The following is a 23,595-nucleotide window of genomic DNA, read 5'->3' on the forward strand; positions in this document are numbered from 1 at the left end:
CCGCATGAAATCGCTGCCCATCCTGGTCGTCGAGGACGACGCCGACCTGCGCGAAGCGCTGACCGACACCCTCGAACTGGCCGGCTACCCGGTGCTGTCCGCCGTCGACGGCGGCGCCGCGCTCGAGGTGCTGCGCCGCGAACCGGTCGGCCTGATCGTCTCCGACGCGCAGATGGCGCCGATGGACGGCTACGCGCTGTTCGACGAGGTCAAGCGCCGCTACCCGGGCGTGCCCTTCATCCTGATGACCGCCTACGGCGTGATCGAGCGCGCGATCGACCTGTTGCGCGCCGGCGCCAGCCACTACCTGCTCAAGCCTTTCGAGCCGCAGACGCTGATCGCCGAGGTCGAGAAGCACCTGCTGAAGCTGCCCGCCGACGGCGGCGACGGCGAGGCGCTGACCGCCTCGCCGCGCATGCGGGAGGTGCTGTCGCTCGCGCGCCGCGTCGCCGTCAGCGACGCGACCGTGCTGTTGTCCGGTCCGTCGGGCGCCGGCAAGGAGGTGCTGGCGCGCTTCATCCATCGCCACTCGCGCCGAGCCGACGGCCCCTTCGTTGCGGTCAATTGCGCGGCGATCCCCGAGTCGTTGCTCGAGTCGACGCTGTTCGGCCACGAAAAGGGCGCCTTCACCGGCGCGACCGCGGCCATGCCCGGCAAGTTCGAGCAGGCGCAAGGCGGCACGCTGCTGCTCGACGAGATTTCCGAAATGCCGCTGCCGCTGCAGGCCAAGCTGCTGCGCGTGCTGCAGGAGCGCGAGGTCGAGCGCGTCGGCGGCAGCCGCGCGATCCGGCTCGACATCCGCGTGCTGGCGACCACCAACCGCGACATGTCGGCCGAGGTCGACGCCGGCCGCTTCCGCGAGGACCTCTATTTCCGGCTCAACGTCTTCCCCTTGCGCTTGCCGTCGCTGGCCGAGCGCCGCGAGGATATTCTGCCGCTGGCACGGCGCTTGCTTGACAAGTATTGCGAGGCCGCCGGCAGAGCCGGCATGGTCCTCTCGGGCGAGGCGGAGCGTCGATTGACTGCTCATAGTTGGGACGGTAACATCCGCGAGCTGGAAAATGTCATGCAGCGGGCGGTGATTCTTGCCGCCGGGGCGGAAATTCTTGCCGCCGACCTGATGTTGCCGCCGTGCTCCGGCGCCGCGGAAACCGCGCGGTCCTCCTTGCCCGATCTCGAACCCGAGGCGACTCCCGTCCACGACATGAGGGCGCTGGAGAAGCGTCATATTCTGGATACACTGGCGACCGTCGGCGGCGTGAAGAAACTCGCCGCCGAGAAGCTCGGCATCAGCGAGCGCACCTTGCGCTACAAGCTGCAGCGCTACCGCGAAGAATCGCTGGGCGCCGGGAAAGCTGGTCCGTCATAAGGCAAGATGGAGTGACTATGTCCCTGCAAGGCATCGACCACATGTTGGCCGAGCTGCGCGCGAGCCAGGCCATGGCGGCCGGCAAGTCGGGCGCGGCGACGGCCGAAACACCGCAGGTCGAGTTCGGCGACGTGCTCAAGGCGACGCTCGACCAGGTCAACGCCGCGCAGGCGGCGTCGCAGGACCTGCAAAAGCGCTTCGAGCTCGGCGAGGAAGGGGTCAACCTGCAGGACGTGATGGTTTCGCTGCAAAAGGCGAGCCTCAGCTTCCAGACCATGGTGCAGGCCCGCAACAAGCTGGTGACCGCCTACCAGGAAATCATGAATACCCAGGTCTGACGCTGCGGGTCGCTTCCGGCCGGCGGCGGCGGATCGCTAACGCGCGAACCCCTGTATGGCTGAACTGGTAGACAACGCTACGCCTGCCTGGAAATCCCGCGTCAACGAATCGGTCGAACGGTTCAAGGCGCTGCCCACCAACCGGAAGGTGCTGCTGTTCGTCGCGATCGCGGCGCTCTTCTCGGTCATTGTCGGTCTGGTGCTGCTGAACCGCCAGCCCGCGCAGAAAATCCTCTTCGCCAATCTGTCCGACCGCGACGGCGGCCAGGTCGCCGCTGCGCTGCAGCAGATGAACGTCCCCTACCAGCTGGGCGAGGGCGGCGTGATCTCGGTGCCGGCCGACAAGGTCTACGAGACCCGCCTCAAGCTCGCCGCGCAGGGCCTGCCCAAGGCCGGCGGCGTCGGCTTCGAGCTGATGGACAACCAGAAGTTCGGCATCAGCCAGTTCGCCGAGCAGGTCAACTACCAGCGCGCGATCGAGGGCGAACTGGCTCGCACCATCGAGGCGGTCGCTTCGGTCAACAGCGCGCGCGTCCACCTCGCCGTACCCAAGCAGAGCGTCTTCGTGCGCGAGCAGCAGCAGCCGACCGCGTCGGTGATGCTCGAGCTCAACCCCGGGCGCATCCTCGACGCCGGCCAGATCGCCGGCATCCTGCATCTCGTGTCCAGCTCGGTCCCCGGCCTGCCGGCCAAGAACGTCACCGTCGTCGACCAGGACGGCAACCTCTTGTCCAACCTGCCCGACGTCAACAACGCCTCCGGCCTCGACCAGCGCCAGCTCAACTACGTGCGCCAGATCGAGCACGACTTCGTCAAGCGCATCGAGGCCATCCTCGAACCCATCTTCGGCAAGGGCAACGTGCGCGCGCAGGTGACCGCCCAGCTCGACTTCTCCGAGGTCGAGCAGACCTCGGAAACCTACCGGCCGAACTCCTCGCCCAACCCGTCGGCGACGCGCAGCCAGCAGATCGTCGAAAGCCTCGGGCAGGGCTCGCCGCTGCCGGGCGGCGTGCCCGGCGCGCTGTCGAACCAGCCTCCGTCCGCCGCGTCGGCGCCGATCACGCTGCCGCCGGGCGCCGCGCCCGGCACCGCGACGCTGTCCGGCCAGCCCATGGGCGCCAGCGGCACGCTGCACCGCGAGATCACCACCAATTTCGAGGTCGACAAGACCATCCAGCACACCAAGCTGCCCAAGGGCATGGTCAAGCGGCTGTCGGCGGCGGTGGTGGTCAACTACCGCAACCTGCCGGACCGCAACGGCGAACTCAAACCGACGCCGCTGACCGCGCAGGAGGTCAACCAGATCAACAATCTGGTGCGCGAGGCGATGGGCTTCAGCCAGGATCGCGGCGATACGCTGAACGTGGTCAACGCCGCCTTCGCCGACTCGCTGCCCAAGCCCTCGCTGCAGGAGCGCGCGCTCGAATTCGCCAGCCAGAACGCGACCGACCTCGTCAAGTACGCGCTCCTGGCGCTGGTGGTGCTCTACCTGCTGTTTGGCGTCGTGCGGCCCATCGTGCGCGACGTGCTCAAGAAGGAGAAGCCGGCCGAGCCGGAGGCCGCCGGCGCCGCCGAGGCCCAGGGCGGCACGCTGCTGGCGGTGGCCGGCGACGAGGAGGAACTGGAGCCGGGCGAGCCGCTCGACCCGCGCGAGGCGCAGCGCCGTCAGTACCTGAGCAACCTGGAGGCCGCGCGCGAGCTGGTGAAGTCCGACCCGCGCATGGCCGCCCAGATCATCAAGGAATGGATCAGCAGCGATGAGTGAAGCCGGTATCCGCAGGAGCGCGGTGCTCCTGTTCAGCCTCGGCCAGAGCGAGGCGATCGAGGTGTTCAAATACCTCGGTCCGAAGGAGGTGCAGAAGCTGTCGCTGGAAATGGCGGCGATCAGCAACCTCAGCCACGAGGAAATCGACACGGCCGTCAGGCAGTTCCGCGAGGAGTGCGCGGCGCGCGCCAGCATCGGCGCGTCCGACGAGTATCTGCGCAACGTGCTGACCGAGGCGCTCGGCGCCGACAAGGCGGCCAACCTGCTCGACAAGATCATGCAGGGCAACGACCACAGCGGCATCGAGAGCCTGAAGTGGATGGACCCGAACTCGGCCGCCGACCTGATCCGCAACGAGCACCCGCAGATCATCTCGACCATCCTGGTCCACCTCGAGCCCGACCTGTCGAGCGCGATCCTGCAGTACTTCCCCGAGCGCCTGCGCAACGAGGTGCTGATCCGCACCGCGACGCTCGAGGGCGTGCAGCCGACCGCGCTCAAGGAGCTGAACGAGGTGCTGACCCAGCTGCTGTCCGGCTCGGACCGCATCAAGAAGAGCGCCGCCGGCGGCGTGTCGATGACCGCCGAGATCCTCAACTTCATGGGCGGCAACGTCGAGGCGTCGGCGCTGAACTACATTCGCGAATACGATCCGGAGCTGGCGCAGCGCATCCAGGACAAGATGTTCGTGTTCGAGAACCTGATGGACATCGACGACCGCTCGATCCAGACCATCCTGCGCGAGGTGCAGACCGACTCGCTGGTGATCGCGCTCAAGGGCACCAGCAACGAGCTGCGCGACAAGATCTTCCGCAACATGTCGCAGCGCGCCGCCGAGATGCTGCGCGACGACCTCGAGTCGCGCGGCCCGGTCAAGCTGTCCGAGGTCGAGGCCGAGCAGAAGGAAATCCTCAAGATCGTGCGCAAGCTCGCCGACGAAGGCCAGATCGTGCTAGGCGGCAAGGGCGGGGACGAAGGCCTTGTCGAATAAGGCCGGCATCATCCCGGGCGAGGCGCTCGACGCCTGGTCGCGCTGGCATCCGGGCGAGCTGCTCCCCGAGCGCGCGGCGCCGGCCGATGCGGTCGCCGCTCCCGCGACGCCCGAGCCCGGGCCGGCCGCCGTCGAGCCGGCGGCACCCGAGCCGCACCCCGAAGAGCCGGTCGAGCCGCCGCCGGCCTATCCGACTGCCGCCGAGCTCGAGGCCATCCACCAGGAAGCCTGGCAGGCCGGCCACGAGGCCGGGTACGCCGAGGGGCTCGCCGCCGGCCACGCGCAAGGCTTGGCCGAAGGGCGCGAGGCCGGTTTCGCCGCCGCGCGCGACGAGGCCGCCGCGGCCTTCGCCGAGCGCTTCGCGCCGCTGGCCGAGCTCGGCCAACGTTTCGAATCCGAACTCGCCCGTCTCGAGGCCGAACTGGCGCCGTCGTTGCTGAAGCTCGCCTTCGAGCTGGCCGCCGAACTGACGCGCGTGACGGTGGCGTCCCGCCCCGACGCGCTGCGCGCGCTGTTGGCCGAGGCGCTGGCCGACTGGCGCGAGGACCTCGGCCGCGCGCGTGTGCGCGTGCACCCTGACGATCTGGCCACGGTGCGCGACTTTCTCGAAACCGAGGCGCCGGCCACCGTCTGGCAGTGGCAGGAGGACGCGACGCTCGAGCGCGGCGGCTGCGTGATCGACACCCGTTCGGTGTCGCTCGACCTGTCGCTCGAAGCGCGCCGCGCCGCGCTCGCCGCCGCGCTGGGGCTGGACGGGGGCGGCGATGCTTGAGCGTCAGCGTGCCTTCCTCGAAGACGCGGCGCGCGCCGCCGCCGCCCAGCCGCTGTGGCGGGCGGCCGGCCGGCTGACCCAGGTCACCGGCATGGTGATGGAGGCGGTCGGCCTCAAGCTGCCGGTCGGCAGCGCCTGCCGCGTCGAGCTGTCCGACCACCACTCGGTCGAGGCCGAGGTGGTCGGCTTCGCCGGCGACAAGCTGTACCTGATGCCGGTTTCCAATGTGCACGGCCTGTTGCCGGGCACGCCGGTCACCCCGCTCGCCAGCCCGGCGCCGCCGCGTTACGGCCGGGCAGCCGGCGACACCGCCGCGCCGCCGGCCGTCGGCCGTCAGGTGCCGGTCGGCCTGAGCCTGCTCGGCCGCGTGCTCGATTCGCTCGGCCGGCCGCTCGACGACAAGGGGCCGATCCACCCCGACGCTTACTACCCGCTCTACAGCCAGCCGATCAACCCGCTCGGGCGCACGCCGGTGCACGACGTGCTCGACGTCGGCGTGCGCGCGATCAACGGCCTGCTGACGGTCGGCCGGGGGCAGCGCCTCGGCCTGTTCGCCGGCTCCGGCGTCGGCAAGTCGGTGCTGCTCGGCATGATGGCGCGCTTCACCCGCGCCGACGTCGTCGTCGTCGGCCTGATCGGCGAGCGCGGCCGCGAGGTCAAGGACTTCATCGAGAACATCCTCGGCGAGGAAGGGCGCGCGCGCGCCGTCGTCGTCGCCGCGCCGGCCGACCTGCCGCCCCTGATGCGGCTGCACGGCTCGGCCTACGCGACCGCGCTGGCCGAGTACTTCCGCGACCAAGGGCTGGACGTGCTGCTGTTGATGGATTCGGTGACCCGCTACGCGATGGCGCAGCGCGAGATCGCGCTGGCGATCGGCGAGCCGCCGGTGACCAAGGGTTATCCGCCGTCGGTGTTCGCGCGGCTGCCGCAATTGATCGAGCGCGCCGGCAACGGCGCCGAGGGTGGCGGCTCGATCACCGCCTTCTACACCGTGCTGTCCGAGGGTGACGACCAGCAGGACCCGATCGCCGACTCGGCGCGCGCCATCCTCGACGGCCACTTCGTGCTGTCGCGCGAGTTGGCCGAGTCCGGTCACTACCCGGCGATCGACATCGAGCAGTCGATCAGCCGCGTGATGGTCGACGTCGTGCCGCGCCGCCAGATGGAGCAGGCGCGCCGCTTCAAGCAGCTCTATTCGCGTTACCAGCGCAACCGCGACCTGATCAGCGTCGGCGCCTACGTGCCCGGTTCCGACCCGGTGCTCGACGAGGCGATGCGCCGCCAGCTGCCGATGACGAGCTTCCTGACCCAGCCGCAACACGAGTCGCACGACTACGCGTCGACCGTGCAGCAGCTGGATGCGACGCTGGCCTGAGGACTGAGGCATGGCCGGCGGCAAGTACCAGCTGCTCAAGCAACTCGCGCACGAGCGCGAGGCCGCCGCCGCCGAGCGCATGCAGCGCGCGCAGGGGCGGCTCGCCGACGCGCGCCAGCGGCTCGAACAGCTCGAGGCCTACCGCGACGAATACCGCGCCCGTTTCACCGCGCGTGGCCAGGCCGGCGTCGGCGTCGCGCAGTGGCAGGATTTCCGGCTCTTCCTCGGCAAGCTCGACGAGGCGGTCGCGCTGCAGAACGGCGAGGTCGAGCGTTGCCTGCAGCGGCTGCTGATGGAGCGGCAGGGCTGGCAGAACGAGCGCAAGCGCGTGATGGCCTTCGACAAGCTGATGGAGCGCGAGGCCGAGCGTGCGCTGCTCAGGGAAGGACGTCGCGAGCAGAAGGCGATGGACGAGTTCGCGTCGCGCCAGTTCTGGAACGCCAGCCGCGGCAAGACCGACTAGCGCGAGCGCTGCTGCCGGAAATTGGCACGACTCTTGCTAATACTTTGCTTCGACCGTCACGACCGATCATTCGGGAGCCATCATGAGCCTGACCGTAAGCGCAACCTCCGCCCTGCCCAAGGGGTTCAACGCCGCCGGCGCCGACCTTGCCCTGCCGCAGGACGGCATGCTGTTCGCGGCCCTGCTCGGCGCCGAGCTCGGCGAACTGGGGGGCGGCGTTTCGCCGTCCGCCGCGCCCGGCGCGGAAGAGCCGCCGGGCGCCGCCAAGCGCGTCAAGGTCGCCGACGGCGGCGACCCTGCCGCCGCGCTCGCCTATTTCCAGATGGTGCCGGTCGTGCCGCAGGCGCCGCCGGCCCCGCCGGACGGCGTCGCGTCCGCCGCGTCCGACACCGCGTCCGCCGAGTCGGGCTTCCTGCTGTCCGCGCTGGGCGGCCGGCGTGCCGGCCAGCAAAAATTGCCGCCCGAGGTGGAAGCTCCTGCCGCCTTCTCCGTTCCCGGCCAGGAGACGGGCGTGCGCGCCTTCGAGTCCGCGCACAAGGCCGCCGCGCCGGTCGCGGCCGCGGTGCCGCTGCCGTTGAGCGACCCCGGATGGGGCCGCGCGCTGGGCGAGCAACTGCTCGGCCTCGTCAACCTGAAGGCCGAGACGGCCCACATCCAGCTCAACCCGGCGCACCTGGGGCCGATCGAGGTGTCGCTCAAGCTCGACGCCAACAACCAGGCGCAGGTGCAGTTCGTCGCCTTCAACCCGAGCGCGCGCGACGCGGTCGAGCAGAACCTGTCGCGGCTGTCGTCGATGTTGGCCGAGAGCGGCATCCAGCTGACCGACGCGCAGGTGTCCAGCGGGCAGGGGCAGGCGCAGCAGCAGGCCTTCGCGCAGGCGCGCGGCCGCGGCGAGGCGGGGGCGGCCGACGAGGAGCCGGACACCCTCGCCGCCATCCGCGCCGCGCGCGGCGTGCTGAGCATCTTCGCGTAAAGCGGCAGGCTGTCTTTCCCTGCGATCCGTGCGGTACACTTGCGGGCGACCGATTGAAAATCGCTTATCATCCCCAAGGTTCAACCCGCACGGATTCGCTTCATGGCAGAAGAGCAGAAAAAGGACAAAAAGGCCGGCGGCGGCGCCAACAAGCTGCTGGTGATCGTCATCGTACTTCTGGTGCTGGTCCTGGCGGCGGTCGGCGCGCTGACGGCCTATGTCTTCTCGAGCATGCAGAAGGGGGGCGCGGCGCACGCCGAAACGGTCGAGGCGCCCGTCAAGAAGAAGAAAAAGGACGGTCCGCCGATCTTCCAGAAGCTCGACACCTTCGTCGTGAACCTCGCCGGCAACACCGGTGCGATGCTGCAGATCGAGATGCAGGCCGAACTGGTCGACGAGGACGCCAAAAAGCGCTTCACCGACTATATGCCCAAGGTGCGCAGCGCGCTGATCCTGCTGTTGTCGTCGAAGTCGGCCGAGGAGCTGGCGACGCCGGACGGCAAGGTCAAGCTCAAGGCGCAGGTCAAGAAGATCATCAACGAATCGATGGACGCCGGCGACGAGGAGCCGGTGGACTCGGTGCTGTTCACGTCCTTCATCATCCAGGAGCAGTAGGGCCCTCATGCGTGTGACCATGGCCGCCGCGGCGGCAGCGTCCCGCCGCGCGCGCGCGCGCGGCGCATCCCTTATCCGCCGTCGCGGCGGCGGAGGCTAGCATGGCCGACGAGATCCTCTCGCAGGAAGAGGTCGACGCGCTGCTGCGCGGCGTCACCGGCGAAGAAGACGAGGGCAGCGAGGCCCACGACGCCCAGGGCGTGCGCAGCTACGAGATCGGCCGCCAGGAGCGCATCGTGCGCGGCCGGATGCCGACGCTCGAAATTATCAACGAGCGCTTCGCCCGCAACCTGCGCATCGCGCTGTTCAACTTCATCCGCCGCAACGCCGAGATCTCGGTCGGCCCGGTACGGGTGCAGAAATACAGCGAATTCATCCGCAACCTGGTGGTGCCGACCAACCTCAACCTGGTGCACATGAAGCCGCTGCGCGGCACCGGCCTGTTCATCTTCGACCCGGACCTGGTATTTCTGGTCGTCGACAACCTGTTCGGCTCCGACGGCCGCTACCACGTGCGCGTCGAGGGGCGCGACTTCACGCCGACCGAGCAGCGCATCATCCACCGCCTGCTCGACGTGGTGTTCACCGAGTGCCAGAAGGCGTGGGAGCCGGTCTACCCGATCGAATTCACCTACCTGCGCTCGGAAATGAACACCCAGTTCGCCAACATCGCGACGCCGACCGAGGTGGTGGTCGCGATGACCTTCCACATCGAGCTGGGCGCCGGCGGCGGCGACTTCCACATCTGCCTGCCGTACGCGATGGTCGAGCCGATCCGCGACATCCTGTCCAGTACGATGCAGGCCGACCGCACCGAGGTCGACAACCGCTGGATCAAGCTGATGTCGAGCCAGGTGCAGGCCGCCGAGGTCGAGATGGTCGCGACGTTGGCCGAGGCGCGCGTCACGCTCGGCCAGGTGCTGAACCTCAAGGCAGGCGACGTGGTGATGCTGGACATTCCCGAGCACATCGTCGCCGACGTGTCCGGCATCCCGGTGCTCGAGTGCAAGTACGGAACCCTGAACGGTCGCTACGCGCTCAGGGTGGACAAAATTCTCGCCGGCGCCCACGAACTGGGCGAGCCGGCCAGCGGAGACGACAACGATGGCTGACGAACAGCAACTCGACCCCGATTTCGCCGCGGCGATGGCCGGCGATACCGCCGCGACGGGCGGCGACGAAGTCAGCATGGACGACTGGGCCGCGGCGATGGCCGAGCAGGAAAGCGCCGACGCGGCGCCCGAGCCGGCCAAGCCGGCCACCGGCCTGTTCCAGGACTTCGGCCAGGGCACCGCCGGCGCCGCGGCCGCCATGCCGCACAACCTCGACATGATCCTCGACATCCCGGTCAACATGACCGTGGAGCTCGGGCGCACCAAGATCGCGATCCGCAACCTGCTGCAACTGGCGCAAGGCTCGGTGGTCGAGCTCGACGGCCTGGCGGGCGAACCGATGGACGTGCTGGTCAACGGCTGCCTGATCGCGCAGGGCGAGGTGGTGGTCGTCAACGACAAGTTCGGCATCCGCCTGACCGACATCATCACGCCGGCCGAGCGCATCCGCCGCCTGCAGAAATGAGCCGCCGCATCGCGTGCGCCGCGGTCGCGGCGCTCTCCCTGCCGGCCTGGGCCGAGGCGGCGGCGCCGGCCTCGCCGCTGGCCGGCCTGCTGCAGGTCATCGTCGCGCTGGCGCTGGTGGTCGGCGCCATCGTCGCCTGCGGCTGGGCCTTCCGGCGCATGCAGGGCAAGTTCGGCGGCCTGCCGCAGTACCTGAAGGTGATCGGCGGCGTGATGGTCGGCCCGCGCGAGCGCGTCGTCGTCGTCGAGCTGGACGGCGAATGGCTGGTGCTCGGCGTGACCGGCCAGCAGGTCAACCTGCTGGCGCGCCGGCCGCGCCCCGAGGGCGCTCCGGTGCCGGGCGTCGGCCCCGGCGAGCCGCCGTTCGCGCAGTGGCTCAAGGCGGCGCTCGGCAAGAAGGCCGGCCCCAACCCCTTTTCCCGCGATCCGCGCGACCCGGAATGAAGATGTCCCCGAAACGCAAGCTCGCCTGGGCGGCGGCGCTGTTCTTGCCCGGCATCGCGCTCGCCGCCGGGCTGCCGCTGATGACCAGCTCGCCGGCCGCCGGCGGCGGGCAGAGCTATTCGCTCAGTCTGCAGATGCTGCTGTTCATGACCGGGCTGACCTTCATCCCGGCCATGCTGTTGATGATGACCGCCTTCACTCGTATCGTGATCGTGCTGTCGCTGCTGCGGCAGGCGCTCGGCACCATGCAGGCGCCACCCAACCAGGTGCTGATCGGGCTGTCGCTGTTCCTGACCATTTTCGTCATGGGACCGACGCTCGACGAGGTCTATAACAAGGCCTGGGTGCCGTTCTCCGAGGAGAAGATCGGCTTCGACGTCGCGATCGACGAGGCGTCCAAGCCGATGAAGGCCTTCATGCTCAGGCAGACGCGCGAGAAGGACCTGGCCTTCTTCATCGAGATCTCCCGCTCGCCCAAGCCGGCGACGCCGGCCGAGGTGTCGATGAAGACGCTGATCCCGGCCTTCGCCGTCAGCGAACTGAAGACCGCGTTCCAGATCGGCTTCATGATCTTCATCCCCTTCCTGATCATCGACCTGGTCGTCGCCAGCATCCTGATGGCGATGGGTATGATGATGGTGTCGCCGGTGATCATCTCGCTGCCGTTCAAGATGATGCTGTTCGTGCTGGTCGACGGTTGGACATTGTTGATGGGCTCGCTGGTCCAGAGTTTCTACACCGGATGAAAATACTGCTCGATACCTTGGCCGAGGCCGATCTGGCCGACTGTCACGCGCTGTTCGTCGACGCGGTGCACGCGCTCGGCCGGCGTCATTACCGTCCCGAGCAATGCGCCGCGTGGGCGCCGCCCGGCGCGATGCCGGACGCCTGGCGCGACGGCTGGGCCAGGAGGCTCGCTCGTGCCTGGGGCGTGAAGGCGCTCGCCGACGATGGCCGGCTGGTCGGCTTCGCGTGGCTGCTGTTCGACGGCGAATTCGACATGCTCTACGTCGCGCCGTGGGCGGCGGGCCGCGGTGTCGGTTCGCGGCTGGTCGGCGCGTTGCTCTACGAGGGCCGTCGCGCGGGGCTGGCTGCGCTGACCGTCTACGCCAGCCACGGCGCGCGGCCGCTGTTCGAGCGCGCCGGCTTCGTCGTCGAGCGCGACCACCTCGCGTGGCGCGACGGTGTCGCGCTCGAGAACTGGATCATGCGCGCCAGCCTGGCCGAGCCGGGGAGGTGCGCGCGGTGAGTCCCGAATACGCGATCAACCTGGTGCAGAACGCGCTCTACATCCTGATCCTGGTCGCCGCGCCGGTGCTGGCGGTGTCGCTGCTGGTCGGCCTCTTGGTCAGCATCCTGCAGGCGGCGACGCAGATCAACGAGATGACGCTGACCTTCATCCCCAAGCTCTTGGCGATGTTCCTGGTGCTGGTGCTGGCCGGACCGTGGATGATGGGCACGCTGATCGACTACACGGTGCGCCTGTTCCAGAGCATCCCGACGGCGATCGGGTAGCCGCCGTGGCGCCGACCCCGCCCGCCGCGGCCCGCGCCGCTTCGTCCCGTCCGTCCGTCCGCGCATGCTGACGATCACCGACGCACAGATCAACGCGCTGGTCGGCGCCTTCGTCTGGCCGTTCGCGCGCATCGTCGGCCTGATCCTCGCCGACCCGCTGCTGGCCACGCGCGGCGTACCGCGCCGCTTCAAGGCCGGTTTCGCGCTGTTCCTGACCGTGCTCGTCGTGCCGGTGCTGCCGCCCTTGCCGGCGGTGCCGCTGGTGTCGGCCGAGGGGGTCGCCATCCTGGTGCAGCAGGTGCTGATCGGCGTCGGCATCGGCTTCGCGATGCGGCTGGTGATGGCGGCGGTCGAACTGGCCGGCTTCGTGATCGGTACGCAGATGGGCCTCGGCTTCGCGCTGTTCTTCGACCCGATGTCGTCGGCGCAGGTGCCGGGCGTCGCGCGGCTGCTGTCCATCTTCGTCTTCCTGCTGTTTCTCGTGATGGGCGGCATGCAGGTGCTGATCGGCACGCTGGTCGACAGCTTCACCGTGCTGCCGATCGGCCGCAGCCTGCCGGTCGAGGGCTGGCGCACGTTGGCCGAGTGGGGTGGCCACCTGTTCGCCTGGGGCGTGTGGCTGTCGCTGCCGGTGGTCGCCGCGCTATTGGTGACCAACCTCGCGATCGGCGTGATGACCCGCGCCTCGCCGCAGTTCAACGTGTTCTCGTTCGGCTTTCCGCTGACGCTGATGGTCGGCTTCGTCGCGCTGTACTTCTCGCTGCCGCTGTTGCTGCCGGCGGTCGAGACCATGTACCGCGCGGCCTTCGAATTCGCGCTCGCCTGGCTCAGAACGCCCGCAAGCTAGGGCGAAAACCCGCCGGCGGGCGGGCCGTGCGCGCCGCTTTTTGATAGAATTGCCCGGTCTATCCCCCCAACCGGCGGCGTCGCGCCGCCCAAGGCAACAATCGAGGTAACCATGGCTGGCCACAGCAAATGGGCGAACATCAAGCATAAGAAGGAACGCGCCGACGCCAAGCGCGGCAAGGTCTTTACCCGTCTGATCAAGGAAATCACCGTGGCCGCGCGCCTCGGCGGCGGCGACGCCTCGGCCAACCCGCGCCTGCGCCTGGCGATCGACAAGGCGCTCGACGCCAACATGCCGAAGGACAACATCCAGCGTGCGGTCGACCGCGGCGCCGGCAACCTCGAGGGCGTCAACTACGAGGAACTGCGCTACGAGGGCTACGGCATCGGCGGCGCGGCGGTGATGGTCGACTGCATGACCGACAACAAGACGCGCACCGTCGCCGACGTGCGCCACGCCTTCTCCAAGTACGGCGGCAACCTCGGCACCGACGGCTGCGTCGCGTTCCAGTTCAAGCACTGCGGCTACCTGCTGTTCGCGCCGGGCGTCGACGAGGACGCGCTGATGGAAGCGGCGCTGGAAGCCGGTGCCGACGACGTCGTGACCAACGACGACGGCTCGATCGAGGTGATCACCGACCCGTACGCCTTCTCCGACGTGAAGGCCGCGCTGGAGGCCGCCGGCTTCAAGGCCGAGGACGGCGAGGTGACGATGCGCGCGCTCAACGATACCGTGCTGAGCGGCGACGACGCCGTGCGCATGCAGAAGCTGCTCGACGCGCTCGAGGACCTCGACGACGTGCAGGAGGTCTATACCTCGGCGGTGCTCGAGGACTGAGCGTTGCCGCATCCGGCCCCAGGCTTGCCTTCGCGCAAGCCTTTTTCGCATAGAACGGGGTATGCTGCCGCGGCGCTTGCCTGGTGGGCGCTGACGGTCTGGCTGTTGCTGAAGCCGGCTTCGCCGCCGGGTGCCATCCCGTACCTGGACAAGCTCGGCCACGCCGCGTTGTTCGCCGTGCAGGCGTGGCTCCTGGCCGGCGCGACCGGCTGGCGCCGCGCGCGCGTCTGGCTCGCGCTCGCCGCGTGGGCGCTCGGTTCCGAGGCCTTGCAGGGCTGGCTGACGAGCGACCGCAGCCCCGAGGCGCTCGACGCGCTGGCCGACCTCGCCGGCGCCGGCCTCGCGCTGTGGTGGGCGTCGCGCCGGCTCGGCCAACGCTGAACGCCCCGACCGCGCCGCGGTCTATCCCCCACCAACCCTTCCGAGGTGACGCATGCAGTACGCCGCACGACGACAGCAATTGATGCGCGCGATGGGCTCGGGTCTCGCGATCCTGCCGACCGCGCCCGAGGCCCGCCGCAACGCCGACACCCACTATCCCTACCGCGCCGACAGCCACTTCTGCTACCTGAGCGGCTTCACCGAGCCCGAGGCGGTGCTGGTGCTCGACGCGCGCGCCGGCAAGAGCGTGCTGTTCTGCCGCGCCAAGAATCCCGACATGGAGATCTGGGACGGCTTCCGCCACGGGCCCGACGGCGCCCGCGAGGCCTTCGGCTTCGACGAGGCCTACCCGATCGACGAGCTCGACGAGCGCATCGTGCCGATGTTGGCCGAGGCCGACACGCTGTACTGGGGCGTCGGCCGCCGCGCCGACTGGGACGCGCGCGTCGGCCGCTGGCTGGAGGCCGCGCGCGGCGCGCGCAACCTCGGCCCGGCGCCGGCGCGCTTCGCCGACCTGATGCCGCTGATCGACGCGCAGCGCCTCATCAAGGACGAGGCCGAGATCGCCACGCTGCGCCGCGCCGGCGCGATCTCGGCCGAGGCGCACGTGCGCGCGATGCAGGCGTGTGCCGCCGGCCGCTACGAATACGAGATCGAGGCCGAGATCCTGCATACCTTCGTGCGCCACGGCGCGCGCCATCCGGCCTACGAGAGCATCGTCGCCGGCGGCGCCAACGCCTGCACGCTGCACTACGTCGGCAATCGCGACAGGCTCGCCGACGGCGAGCTGCTGTTGATCGACGCCGGCTGCGAGTTCATGGGCTACGCCGGCGACATCACGCGCACCTTCCCGGTCAACGGCCGCTTTTCCGGCCCGCAGCGCGCGGTGTACGAGATCGTGCTCGCCGCGCAGGCGGCCGGCATCGAAGCGGTGCGCCCGGGTGTCGCGTGGAACGACTTCGCCGACGCGGCGCTCAGGGTGCTGGTCGAGGGCCTGGTCGACCTGAAGCTCTTGACCGGCAGCGTCGACGGCAATATCGAATCGGGCGCCTACCGCCAGTTCTACATGCACGGTCTCGGCCACTGGATCGGCATGGACGTGCACGACGTCGGCGGCCGCAAGGACGCCAGCGGCGACTGGATCCGCTTCGTGCCGGGCATGTGCACCACGGTCGAGCCGGGGCTCTACATCCGTCCGGCCGACAAGGTGCCGGCCGAGTTCCACAACATCGGCATCCGCATCGAGGACGACGTGCTGGTCACCGCGACCGGCCACGAGGTCTATACCGCCGGCGCGCCCAAGGCGGTCGACGACATCGAGGCGCTGATGCGCGCCGCCAAGGAGTGAACATGGCGCTTCCGCTTCCGGAGCACGTCGACGTGCTGGTGGTCGGCGCCGGCCCGGTCGGCGCGCTGGCCGCGCTGAAGTTGGCCGAGGCCGGTCGCCAGGTCGCGCTCATCGAGGCGCGCCCCGAAGGCGCGCCGGTGCGCGACGCGCGCGCGCTGGCGCTGTCGTGGGCGAGCCGCGCGGCGCTGGCCGATGCCGGTGTCTGGCGCGACGATCTTGGCGCCACCGCGATCGACACCGTGCACGTGTCGCAGCAGGGCGGCTGGGGCCGCACCGTGCTGTCGCGCGACGACCTCGGCCTGCCGCACCTGGGCGTGGTGGTCGACTACCCGTCGCTCTTTGCCGCGCTCGCGGCAAGGTTGGCCGAGGCCGCGCTGCCGATCGCGTGGGGCACGCGCGTCGCCGCGGTCGACCCGCTGTCGGCCTACGCGCGCGTCACGCTGCAAGGCGAGGCCGGCGAGCGCGTCGTGACCGCGCGGCTGGTGGTGCTGGCCGAGGGCGGCGAGCTGGTCGACGGCTTGCCGGGCCTGACGCGCCGCGTGCACGACTACGGCCAGGCGGCGCTGTTGGCCGAGGTGGCGAGCGAGCTGCCGCACCGCGGCGTCGCCTACGAGCGCTTCTCGAAGCGCGGCCCGCTGGCGCTGCTGCCGCGCGGCGACGGCTTCATGCTGGTGTGGACGCGCACGCCCGAGGACGCGCGCGAACTGCGCGACGGCGACCCGGCCGAGCTGGAAAGACAGTTGGCCGAGGCGATGGGCGAGCGGCTCGGCGCCTTCCGCGTCGCCGGTTCGCGCGCGCTCTTCCCGCTGACGCTCAAACAGGCGAGCCGCCGCGTCGCGCGCCGCGTCGCGCTGATCGGCAACGCCGCGCAGACGCTGCACCCGGTCGCGGCGCAAGGGCTGAACCTCGGCATCCGCGACGCGCTGGCGCTCGCCGCCGCGCTGGCCGGCGCGGCCGATGCGGGAGACGCGGCGGCGCTGTCGGCCTACGAGCGCGCGCGCGCGCTCGACAGCGGCGCGGTGGTCGGTTTCACGCACCAGCTGGTGCGCTTCTTCGACGGCCATGGCCCGCTGCTTTCTGCCGCGCGCGGCCTTGGCATGAACCTCTTGGACGCCGCGCCGGCGCTGCGCCGCCGCTTCGCCGGCCACCTGGTGTTCGGCGTCGGCGGCGCCTCTTTGGACGGGATGGTATGAAGGGATTCGACGCGGATGTCGTCATCGTCGGCGGCGGGCTGGTCGGCGCGAGCCTCGCGCTCGCGCTGGCGCGCGCCGGGCGGCGGGTGACGCTGGTGGAAGGGCAGGTGCCCGATTTTTCGCGCATCACCGAAGGCTGGGACGCGCGCATCTACGCGGTCAGCCCGGCCAACCGGCGCTTTCTCGAGGGCCTGGGCGCCTGGCCCGACGCGTCGCGCTTGGGCACTATCGCGCGCATGGAGGTGCACGGCGACGCCGGCGGCGAGATCGACTTCGACGCGCGCGAGGCCGGCGGCGAGGCGCTGGCGTGGATCGCCGAGAACCGCTGGCTGCTCGCCGCGCTGTGGGCGAGCCTGGCCGGGGCCGGCGTCGACGTGCTGTCCGGCTCCAAGCCGGTGTCGCTCGCCACGCGCGCCGACGCGGCCGAGCTGACGCTGTCCGACGGCCGGCGCCTCGTCGCGCGGCTGGCGGTCGGCGCCGACGGCGCCAACTCGTGGGTGCGCGAGCAGGCTGGCCTGACCGCGCGCGTCGACCCCTACGGCCAGAGCGGCGTGGTCGCCAACTTCGCCTGCGAAAAGCCGCACGGCGACGTCGCGCGCCAGTGGTTCACCGGCGATTCCATCCTTGCGTGGCTGCCGATGGCCGGCAAGCACGTGTCGATGGTGTGGTCCACCTTCGAGCCCGACGCCTTGCTCGCGCAGGGCGACGACGCCTTCTGCGCCAAGGTTGCCGAAGCCGGCGGCTTCGAGCTCGGCCAACTTTCGCTCGTCAGCCGGCCGGCCGCCTTTCCCTTGCGGCTGATCCGGCCCGAGGCGGTGGTCGCCGAGCGCGTCGCGCTGGTCGGCGACGCCGCGCACACCGTGCACCCGCTGGCCGGGCAGGGCGTCAACCTCGGCTTTCAGGACGCGGCGACGCTCGCCGGCCTGATCGCCTCGGCGCGCGACGCCGGCGACTGGCTGCTGTTGCGCCGCTACCAGCGCGCGCGCCGCGAGGCGGTGACGGCGATGCAGCTGACCTGCGACGGCCTGTTCAAGCTGTTCCACGGCAAGGGGTTGCCCGGGCTGCCGTGGCTGCGCAATACCGGCCTCAACCTCACCAACCGGCTCACCCCGCTCAAACGCGAGCTGGTGCGCCACGCCATCGGCTTCTGAATCTGGATTTCGCATGAACAAACGTTTGCTGACCGCCGCCTTTATCGCCGCCTTCGTGCCGCTCACCGCCTGTTCGGCCGGCTCCCCGTCCGACGCCAGGCCGGCGTCGCCGTCGCCCGACGCGGTCAAGAAAGCCTTCGCCGCGCGTTTTCCCAACCGCCCGGTCCAGAGCGTGTCGGCGACGCCGCTGCCCGGCATCTACGAGGTGGTGCTGCCCGGCCGGCAGATCATGTACACCGACGCCAAGGTCAACTATCTGTTCCTCGACGCCAACCTGATCGACGTGCAAAAGCGCGAGAGCCTGACCGAGGCGCGCATGGAAGCGCTGTCGCGCGTCGACTGGAAGAGCCTGCCGCTGGCCGACGCGGTCAAGGAGGTGCGCGGCAACGGCGCGCGCAAGCTCGTCGTGTTCTCCGATCCGGACTGCCCGTTCTGCAAGAAGCTCGAGCGCGAGACGATCGCCCGCCTCGACAACGTGACCGTCTACACCTTCCTCTACCCGATCGCGCAGCTACATCCGGACGCCGAGCGCAAGTCGCGCCAGATCTGGTGCAGCGCCGACCGCGCCGCCGCGTGGACCGGGCTGATGCGCGACGGCCGGCCGCTGTCCGGTCGCGACGACTGCGCGACGCCGCTGGCGCGGCTGCAGAAGCTAGGCGACTCGCTGGGCGTCAACGGCACGCCGGCGCTGGTGTTCGCGAGCGGCCGGCTGGTCGCCGGCGCGCAGCCGCTCGAACAGGTCGAGCGCTGGCTCGCCGAGAAGGCCGCCGACTAGGCGGACGCGCGGTCCCGGGCCGGAAATGGCGGTGCTTTCCAAAGACGGATTTCGTGCTACAGTTCCCGTCGCAGGATAATAAATTCGAACGTTTGTTTTAATTTGGCCGGGCCGCCCCGCCGGGGAGGCCGGTCGCCAACACGAAGGGAAACCGCATGTCCGACCTCAAAGCCGCATTCGAAAAAGCGCAAGCCGACGTCAAGACCCTGGCCGAGCGTCCCGACAACCAGACGCTGCTGCAGCTGTACGCCCTCTACAAGCAAGCCACCGACGGCGACGTCAGCGGCGAGCGCCCGGGCATGATGGATTTCGTCAACCGCGCCAAGTACGACGCCTGGGACAAGCTCAAGGGCACCGCGCCGGATCAGGCGATGCAGTCCTATATCGACGTGGTGCAGCGCCTGCTCGCCGAGTAAGCGCTTACCGGCGTCGATGAAAAAACGGCCACCGCTTTGCGCGGTGGCCGTTTTGCCTGCTGGCTCGGCCAGGCTTGAGGCTTGGCCGAGCGCTCAGGCGAGCGGGTAGAGCAGGGTCGCGACGCCGAGCGCGGCGAAGATCGCGGCGGCGATGCCGTGCACCAGCCGGACCGGCAGCTTCTTGGCGGCGGCGTCGCCGAGGAAGACCGCCGGCACGTTGGCGATCATCATGCCCAGCGTAGTGCCGGCGACCACCGCGGTCAGCGTGTCGAAGCGCGCCGACAACGCGACGGTGGCGATCTGCGTCTTGTCGCCCATCTCGGCGAGGAAGAAGGCGAGCGTGGTCGCGCCGAACACGCCGAAGCGGTCGAACACGCGGGCGTCGTCGTCGAGCTTGTCGGGGATCAGCATCCACGCCGCCATCGCGATGAAGGAAACGCCGAGGATCCAGCGCAGCACGTCGGGGCCGAGCAGCGAGGTGATCCATTGCCCGAGCAGCGCGGCGAAGAAATGGTTGGCCAGGGTGGCGACGAAGATGCCGGCGACGATGGGCGCGGGCTTGCGGTAGCGGGCGGCCAGCAAGAGCGCGAGCAGCTGGGTTTTGTCGCCGATTTCGGCGAGGGCGACGATGCCGGTGGAGACGAGCAGGGCTTCCATCAGGGTGGGATTTCCGGGGGCCGCGCGACGTTCATGACTCGTCCACCCCGCGCGGCCCGCTACAGGGTGAAGAGTCATGAGTCTTGCCAGACCGTATAGGTTGCCCGCGCCATGGCCGTGGATGCCGTCGCAGCGACGGCTGGCCAAGTCTGTTGACGGCGGGCCCGCGTCAATCAAGCGCGGCGGCTACTCCCCCAAGACAGCGCGGATGATAAGCCAAAGCCGGCCGCGCAGGCAAGCCCGCCAGGGCGCGCCGCGGGCGAAACGGCCCGCGCGCGGACCGTTGGCCGAGGGGGGTCAGTCCAGCTGCGAGGTGCAGTGCGGGCAGCGCGTCGCCTTTTCGGGAATGCTCGACAGGCAGTAGCGGCATTCCTTGCTCGCGGGCGTCGGGGCTTCCTCGGCCTTTTCCTCGCGCTTGAGACGGTTGATGGTCTTGACCAGCATGAAGATCGCGAACGCGACGATGGTAAAGCTGATGACGGCGTTGATGAACAGGCCGATGTTCAAGGTCACCGCGCCGGCTTCCCTGGCTGCCGCGACCGATACGTAGGGGCCGGCCGTCTTGGCACCGTCCTTGAGCACCCAGAACAGGTTCGAAAAGTCGACGTTGCCGATCAAAAGGCCGATCGGCGGCATGATCATGTCGTCGACCAGCGACTTGACGATGGCGCCGAATGCGCCGCCGATCACCACGCCGATCGCGAGGTCGATCACGTTGCCGCGCATCGCGAATTCCTTGAATTCCTTCAAAATAACCATCGTCTTTTCCTTATCGAATTTGCATTCCTTGTTCACCATACGGCGCGCCGGGCGTCCGGGCAAGGGCTGTCGTGCGCTCATGCGCGGTGCCGGCGCAGCGTCTTGAGTAGCCGGCGGTCGACGGTGCCCAGCAGCGCGCCGCCGAGGATGAGGCAGATCGCGACGCCGGTCAGCGGCGTCAGCCGCCCCTCGCCGCTGGCGACCAGAAGCAGCGTCGACAGCATCGGTGTGGTGTAGGACAGCGCGCCGATCTGGCGCGGATCGCCGTCCTTCATCGCGCGGTCCCACAGGAAGAAGGCGCCGCCCATCGGGCCGACGCCAAGGCCGACCAGGCTGGCCCACTGGCCGGCGCTCGGCGCGACCGCCGGTTCGAACAGGGCGTGGCAGGCGAGCGACAGCAGGCCGGAGAGCAGGCAGAAGCCGCCGACCGCGCCGGTCGGGAACGGCGGCAGGCGCTTGGTCAGCAGGCTGTAGGTCGACCAGACGAAGGCGGCGGCGATCGCGAGGCCGTAGCCGAAGGCCGATGCGCTGTCGAAAGCCAGACGGCCGCCGCTGACGATCAGCCCCGCGCCGACGAAGCCGAGCAGGCCGCCGACGATGTGGCGCCGCGTCAGCATCGTGCCGGGGACGAGCAGCGGGGCCAGCAGCACGATCAGCAGCGGCCACAGATAGTTGAGCAGGTTCGCCTCCATCGCCGGCGCGTGGCGGAAGGCGAAAAACAGCAGGAAATGGTAGCCGAACAGGCCGTAAAGGCCGACCGCCAGCGTGCCGGCCGGGACTTTCCATTCCTTGAGCCGGGGCAGGGCGAGCAGGCTGCCGATGCAGAGGCTGACGCCGACCACGAAAAAGGGCGGTAGGGTCTTGGTGAGGGCGCCGAGGGTGGCGAGCGAAGCCCACAGGAGGATCGCTCCGGCGGCCGCATGGATGGGATTGCGCAGCATGGGTGGATTGAACGCAAAAGGTCATTCTAAGCGCAATCCCGATGGCAACGCACCGTCATCAACCGTGTGCGGTCGCGGGCATGCTGCGTGGCCGAGAATGTGCGGCGGCGAAGAAACAGGCTCGGCCAACCGGGCCGCCTGCCCGTGTCGAGGTGAGCCATCGACGAGTGTCGAACAAATGGAAAAACGCCACAGCAAGGCTGTGACGTTTTGGAATTTGGCTCCCCGAGCAGGGCTCGAACCTGCGACCTGCGGATTAACAGTCCGTCGCTCTACCAACTGAGCTATCAGGGAATCGATGGAGGAGAACTATACCGGTGCCGTTTTGGCTTGTCAACCATTTTCGTGCGGAAAATTGCCGGTTTCTGCGTTGATAACGCCAAGTCGTTGAATGTAAAAAGAAATGGTTTTGTGCTTGATTCGCGCTTTGTCGCCCTCATGTTGGTAGACTGTTTCGCTACGGCTTTAAGGATAGATAGGGAAGGAAATCATGATGGATGAATGGCAGGCGTGGTGTTCGGCGCATGGCGGGCATTTCGATGCGGTAGGTCGTCTGGTTTTCGAAGGGCATGCACGGGAACTGCAGGCGGCGCGTGACGGGCAAACCGTGTTCTCGCCCCTGACCCAGTTCGCGTTATTGCGCGTGTCAGGCGCAGACGCGCTGGATTTTCTCCAGGGCCAGCTTTCCAGCGATCTGCGCGAATTGAACGGGACGAATGCGCAATACAGCAGCTATTCCAGCGCGAAGGGCAGGATGCTGGCGAGTTTCCTCGTATGGCGGCAAGGGGATGATTTCTATCTGATGTTGTCGGCCGATATTGCGGACGCGATCCAGAAACGTCTGTCGATGTTCGTGTTGCGCTCCAAGGTCAAAATCGAGCGTGTCGATCGTGAATACCGTTTGCTCGGTGTGGCCGGAGAGGCCGCGATCGATGTGCTGGCTGCGATCGGTCTGATCGTGCCCTCGGAGGCGATGCTCCTGAGCGAGACCGCCGGGGGCGTGGCGATACGGCAAAGGGCGGGAAGCTATCTGCTGGCCTTGCCGGAAATGACGGCACTTAAGAGCGTATCCGCGTTGCTTGATAAGGCGGTGCGCCCGATCGGCAATCAGGCGTGGGATGCCTTCGATATTGCGGCGGGTATCGCCTGGGTCACGCGTCCGACCCAGGAGCAATTCGTTCCGCAAATGGCGAATATGGATCTGATCGGCGCGGTCAGTTTCAAAAAGGGTTGCTATCCGGGACAGGAAATCGTCGCGCGCACGCAGTATCTGGGCAAGCTGAAGCGCCGTTTGTTCCGTGCCACCGTTGCGGCGGAGGTGGCCGTCGGCGATGCGCTGTATTCTCCTTCTGTTCCCGGGCAGACGATCGGAATGGTGGCGAATATCGTGCGTACCGGCGAGGCGCAAATGGAGCTGCTGGTCGTGGTCCAGGCGGCCGCTTGGGAGTCAGGTATTTTCGTCGGCTCGCCCGAGGGAGTCAGATTGAGCCCTTTGACTTTGCCTTATGACTTGCCCGCGAGTAATTGATTTTCGCGTGGTTTTTCTTGACGAATCATTTCCGGGGTCGTTAAATTGAATCAATCTGATTCAGCAAGTGAAAACAAACTCTAGGAAGCCACCGGAATGGAACTCGTCCAGCAACTGCCATCCCTCGAATACGCCGATTTGATCAAGCTGCGCAATGAAGTGGAAAGCGAGCTCAAGCGTCGTGAATCGGAAGAAAAGGCCAAGGCCCGCAAGCAGATCCAGGAAATCGCCAAAACCTACGGTCTGAATCTGGAAGAGGTATTGAGCAAAACGACCGCCGTGGTGCGCAAACCGGTCGAAGCCAAGTATGTCCACCCACAGGATGCGTCGCTGACCTGGACCGGCCGCGGCCGCAAGCCGTCCTGGGTTCAGGCGCTGCTTGACCAGGGTCACCAGCTCGACGAGCTGCTGATTCGCCACTGAGAGTCGCTAACAAAACCTACTTGATGCCGGCAGTGTGAAGCCCCATCTGGCCGGCATGAAGCGAAGTGTCGTCAGCCAGAAGCTCTGGAAATCGTTGCAACCGCTGTTGCCAACGCCGCCCCGTTCACGCCGGGGCGGCCGC

General features: G+C 68.6%; 28 protein-coding genes, 1 tRNA gene and 1 riboswitch. Of the genes, 25 read left to right on the plus strand and 4 right to left on the minus strand.

The window, feature by feature from the left end; all coding sequences use genetic code 11:
- Nucleotides 1-4 precede the first annotated feature (4 nt).
- The 23 genes from EV683_RS01365 (at nt 5) to EV683_RS01475 (ending at nt 19,145) form a co-directional block, all read left to right on the plus strand.
- Nucleotides 5-1,369, plus strand: a complete 1,365-nt coding sequence (locus EV683_RS01365) for a sigma-54-dependent transcriptional regulator (RefSeq protein WP_131861451.1) — start codon at nt 5-7, stop codon at nt 1,367-1,369.
- Between the two features lie 17 nt (nt 1,370-1,386).
- Nucleotides 1,387-1,707, plus strand: a complete 321-nt coding sequence (fliE, locus tag EV683_RS01370; RefSeq protein WP_066610610.1) for a flagellar hook-basal body complex protein FliE — start codon at nt 1,387-1,389, stop codon at nt 1,705-1,707.
- A 55-nt stretch (nt 1,708-1,762) separates the two neighbouring features.
- Nucleotides 1,763-3,472: a flagellar basal-body MS-ring/collar protein FliF gene (gene fliF / locus EV683_RS01375; protein ID WP_066610608.1), complete on the plus strand. Its 1,710-nt coding sequence runs from the start codon at nt 1,763-1,765 to the stop codon at nt 3,470-3,472.
- Entirely contained in the window at nt 3,465-4,463 is a 999-nt protein-coding gene (fliG, locus tag EV683_RS01380) for a flagellar motor switch protein FliG (protein WP_066610606.1), read from the plus strand. Before fliF ends, fliG begins: the two co-directional genes overlap by 8 nt.
- Nucleotides 4,453-5,235 (plus strand): FliH/SctL family protein, encoded by a 783-nt coding sequence (locus EV683_RS01385; RefSeq protein ID WP_131861453.1) that lies wholly within the window; start codon nt 4,453-4,455, stop codon nt 5,233-5,235. The genes fliG and EV683_RS01385 overlap by 11 nt, the downstream gene beginning before the upstream one ends.
- Complete coding sequence (fliI, locus tag EV683_RS01390) at nt 5,228-6,610, plus strand: flagellar protein export ATPase FliI (RefSeq protein WP_131861455.1); 1,383 nt, start codon at nt 5,228-5,230, stop codon at nt 6,608-6,610. The genes EV683_RS01385 and fliI overlap by 8 nt, the downstream gene beginning before the upstream one ends.
- A 10-nt stretch (nt 6,611-6,620) precedes the next feature.
- Entirely contained in the window at nt 6,621-7,073 is a 453-nt protein-coding gene (gene fliJ / locus EV683_RS01395; RefSeq protein WP_066610602.1) for a flagellar export protein FliJ, read from the plus strand.
- Nucleotides 7,074-7,155: 82 nt separating this feature from the next.
- Nucleotides 7,156-8,046 carry a flagellar hook-length control protein FliK gene (locus tag EV683_RS01400; protein ID WP_131861457.1) on the plus strand — a complete coding sequence of 297 codons (891 nt, stop codon included), beginning with the start codon at nt 7,156-7,158 and terminating at the stop codon, nt 8,044-8,046.
- Nucleotides 8,047-8,148: 102 nt separating this feature from the next.
- Nucleotides 8,149-8,661: a flagellar basal body-associated FliL family protein gene (locus EV683_RS01405; protein WP_066610599.1), complete on the plus strand. Its 513-nt coding sequence runs from the start codon at nt 8,149-8,151 to the stop codon at nt 8,659-8,661.
- Between the two features lie 101 nt (nt 8,662-8,762).
- Nucleotides 8,763-9,773, plus strand: a complete 1,011-nt coding sequence (fliM, locus tag EV683_RS01410; protein ID WP_066610598.1) for a flagellar motor switch protein FliM — start codon at nt 8,763-8,765, stop codon at nt 9,771-9,773.
- Entirely contained in the window at nt 9,766-10,239 is a 474-nt protein-coding gene (gene fliN / locus EV683_RS01415; protein ID WP_407919276.1) for a flagellar motor switch protein FliN, read from the plus strand. The genes fliM and fliN overlap by 8 nt, the downstream gene beginning before the upstream one ends.
- Complete coding sequence (gene fliO, locus EV683_RS01420) at nt 10,236-10,682, plus strand: flagellar biosynthetic protein FliO (RefSeq protein ID WP_066610597.1); 447 nt, start codon at nt 10,236-10,238, stop codon at nt 10,680-10,682. Before fliN ends, fliO begins: the two co-directional genes overlap by 4 nt.
- On the plus strand, nt 10,679-11,428 hold the full coding sequence (fliP, locus tag EV683_RS01425; protein WP_424948502.1) for a flagellar type III secretion system pore protein FliP: 750 nt from the start codon (nt 10,679-10,681) through the stop codon (nt 11,426-11,428). The genes fliO and fliP overlap by 4 nt, the downstream gene beginning before the upstream one ends.
- Nucleotides 11,425-11,931: a GNAT family N-acetyltransferase gene (locus EV683_RS01430; RefSeq protein WP_131861461.1), complete on the plus strand. Its 507-nt coding sequence runs from the start codon at nt 11,425-11,427 to the stop codon at nt 11,929-11,931. Before fliP ends, EV683_RS01430 begins: the two co-directional genes overlap by 4 nt.
- On the plus strand, nt 11,928-12,197 hold the full coding sequence (fliQ, locus tag EV683_RS01435) for a flagellar biosynthesis protein FliQ (protein WP_066610594.1): 270 nt from the start codon (nt 11,928-11,930) through the stop codon (nt 12,195-12,197). The genes EV683_RS01430 and fliQ overlap by 4 nt, the downstream gene beginning before the upstream one ends.
- Nucleotides 12,198-12,261: 64 nt before the next feature.
- Entirely contained in the window at nt 12,262-13,044 is a 783-nt protein-coding gene (fliR, locus tag EV683_RS01440) for a flagellar biosynthetic protein FliR (RefSeq protein WP_131861463.1), read from the plus strand.
- A 111-nt stretch (nt 13,045-13,155) separates the two neighbouring features.
- On the plus strand, nt 13,156-13,881 hold the full coding sequence (locus EV683_RS01445; RefSeq protein WP_066610591.1) for a YebC/PmpR family DNA-binding transcriptional regulator: 726 nt from the start codon (nt 13,156-13,158) through the stop codon (nt 13,879-13,881).
- Between the two features lie 105 nt (nt 13,882-13,986).
- Nucleotides 13,987-14,262 carry a VanZ family protein gene (locus EV683_RS01450; RefSeq protein ID WP_243694693.1) on the plus strand — a complete coding sequence of 92 codons (276 nt, stop codon included), beginning with the start codon at nt 13,987-13,989 and terminating at the stop codon, nt 14,260-14,262.
- A 52-nt stretch (nt 14,263-14,314) separates the two neighbouring features.
- The gene (gene pepP / locus EV683_RS01455; RefSeq protein WP_131861467.1) at nt 14,315-15,610 is read left to right on the plus strand and encodes a Xaa-Pro aminopeptidase; all 1,296 of its coding nucleotides are present in this window, start codon (nt 14,315-14,317) and stop codon (nt 15,608-15,610) included.
- Nucleotides 15,611-15,612: 2 nt separating this feature from the next.
- Nucleotides 15,613-16,803 carry an FAD-dependent oxidoreductase gene (locus tag EV683_RS01460; protein WP_131861469.1) on the plus strand — a complete coding sequence of 397 codons (1,191 nt, stop codon included), beginning with the start codon at nt 15,613-15,615 and terminating at the stop codon, nt 16,801-16,803.
- Nucleotides 16,800-17,954 carry a UbiH/UbiF family hydroxylase gene (locus EV683_RS01465; RefSeq protein ID WP_131861470.1) on the plus strand — a complete coding sequence of 385 codons (1,155 nt, stop codon included), beginning with the start codon at nt 16,800-16,802 and terminating at the stop codon, nt 17,952-17,954. The genes EV683_RS01460 and EV683_RS01465 overlap by 4 nt, the downstream gene beginning before the upstream one ends.
- 13 nt (nt 17,955-17,967) lie before the next feature.
- Nucleotides 17,968-18,729 (plus strand): DsbC family protein, encoded by a 762-nt coding sequence (locus tag EV683_RS01470; RefSeq protein WP_066610577.1) that lies wholly within the window; start codon nt 17,968-17,970, stop codon nt 18,727-18,729.
- Nucleotides 18,730-18,884: 155 nt separating this feature from the next.
- Nucleotides 18,885-19,145: an acyl-CoA-binding protein gene (locus EV683_RS01475; protein WP_066610576.1), complete on the plus strand. Its 261-nt coding sequence runs from the start codon at nt 18,885-18,887 to the stop codon at nt 19,143-19,145.
- A 93-nt stretch (nt 19,146-19,238) separates the two neighbouring features.
- On the opposite strand, the gene EV683_RS01480 is transcribed toward EV683_RS01475, so the two are convergent.
- The 4 genes from EV683_RS01480 to EV683_RS01495 all read right to left on the minus strand — a co-directional run bounded on the left by EV683_RS01480 (nt 19,239) and on the right by EV683_RS01495 (nt 21,796).
- On the minus strand, nt 19,239-19,802 hold the full coding sequence (locus EV683_RS01480) for a TMEM165/GDT1 family protein (protein WP_066610575.1): 564 nt from the start codon (nt 19,800-19,802) through the stop codon (nt 19,239-19,241).
- Between the two features lie 10 nt (nt 19,803-19,812).
- Nucleotides 19,813-20,009, minus strand: a riboswitch (yybP-ykoY riboswitch).
- A gap of 90 nt (nt 20,010-20,099) precedes the next feature.
- Complete coding sequence (gene mscL / locus EV683_RS01485) at nt 20,100-20,561, minus strand: large conductance mechanosensitive channel protein MscL (protein ID WP_131861472.1); 462 nt, start codon at nt 20,559-20,561, stop codon at nt 20,100-20,102.
- Between the two features lie 77 nt (nt 20,562-20,638).
- Nucleotides 20,639-21,502 carry a DMT family transporter gene (locus tag EV683_RS01490; RefSeq protein WP_131861474.1) on the minus strand — a complete coding sequence of 288 codons (864 nt, stop codon included), beginning with the start codon at nt 21,500-21,502 and terminating at the stop codon, nt 20,639-20,641.
- Between the two features lie 218 nt (nt 21,503-21,720).
- Nucleotides 21,721-21,796 (minus strand) — tRNA-Asn (locus EV683_RS01495).
- 199 nt (nt 21,797-21,995) lie between these two features.
- Here EV683_RS01495 and ygfZ point away from each other — a divergent pair.
- Complete coding sequence (gene ygfZ, locus EV683_RS01500) at nt 21,996-23,030, plus strand: CAF17-like 4Fe-4S cluster assembly/insertion protein YgfZ (protein ID WP_165916770.1); 1,035 nt, start codon at nt 21,996-21,998, stop codon at nt 23,028-23,030.
- A 96-nt stretch (nt 23,031-23,126) separates the two neighbouring features.
- Nucleotides 23,127-23,453 (plus strand): H-NS histone family protein, encoded by a 327-nt coding sequence (locus EV683_RS01505; RefSeq protein ID WP_066610573.1) that lies wholly within the window; start codon nt 23,127-23,129, stop codon nt 23,451-23,453.
- Nucleotides 23,454-23,595: the final 142 nt, after the last annotated feature.

Source organism: Crenobacter luteus, assembly GCF_004345725.1.
In the GTDB taxonomy this organism is placed as follows: domain Bacteria; phylum Pseudomonadota; class Gammaproteobacteria; order Burkholderiales; family Chromobacteriaceae; genus Crenobacter; species Crenobacter luteus.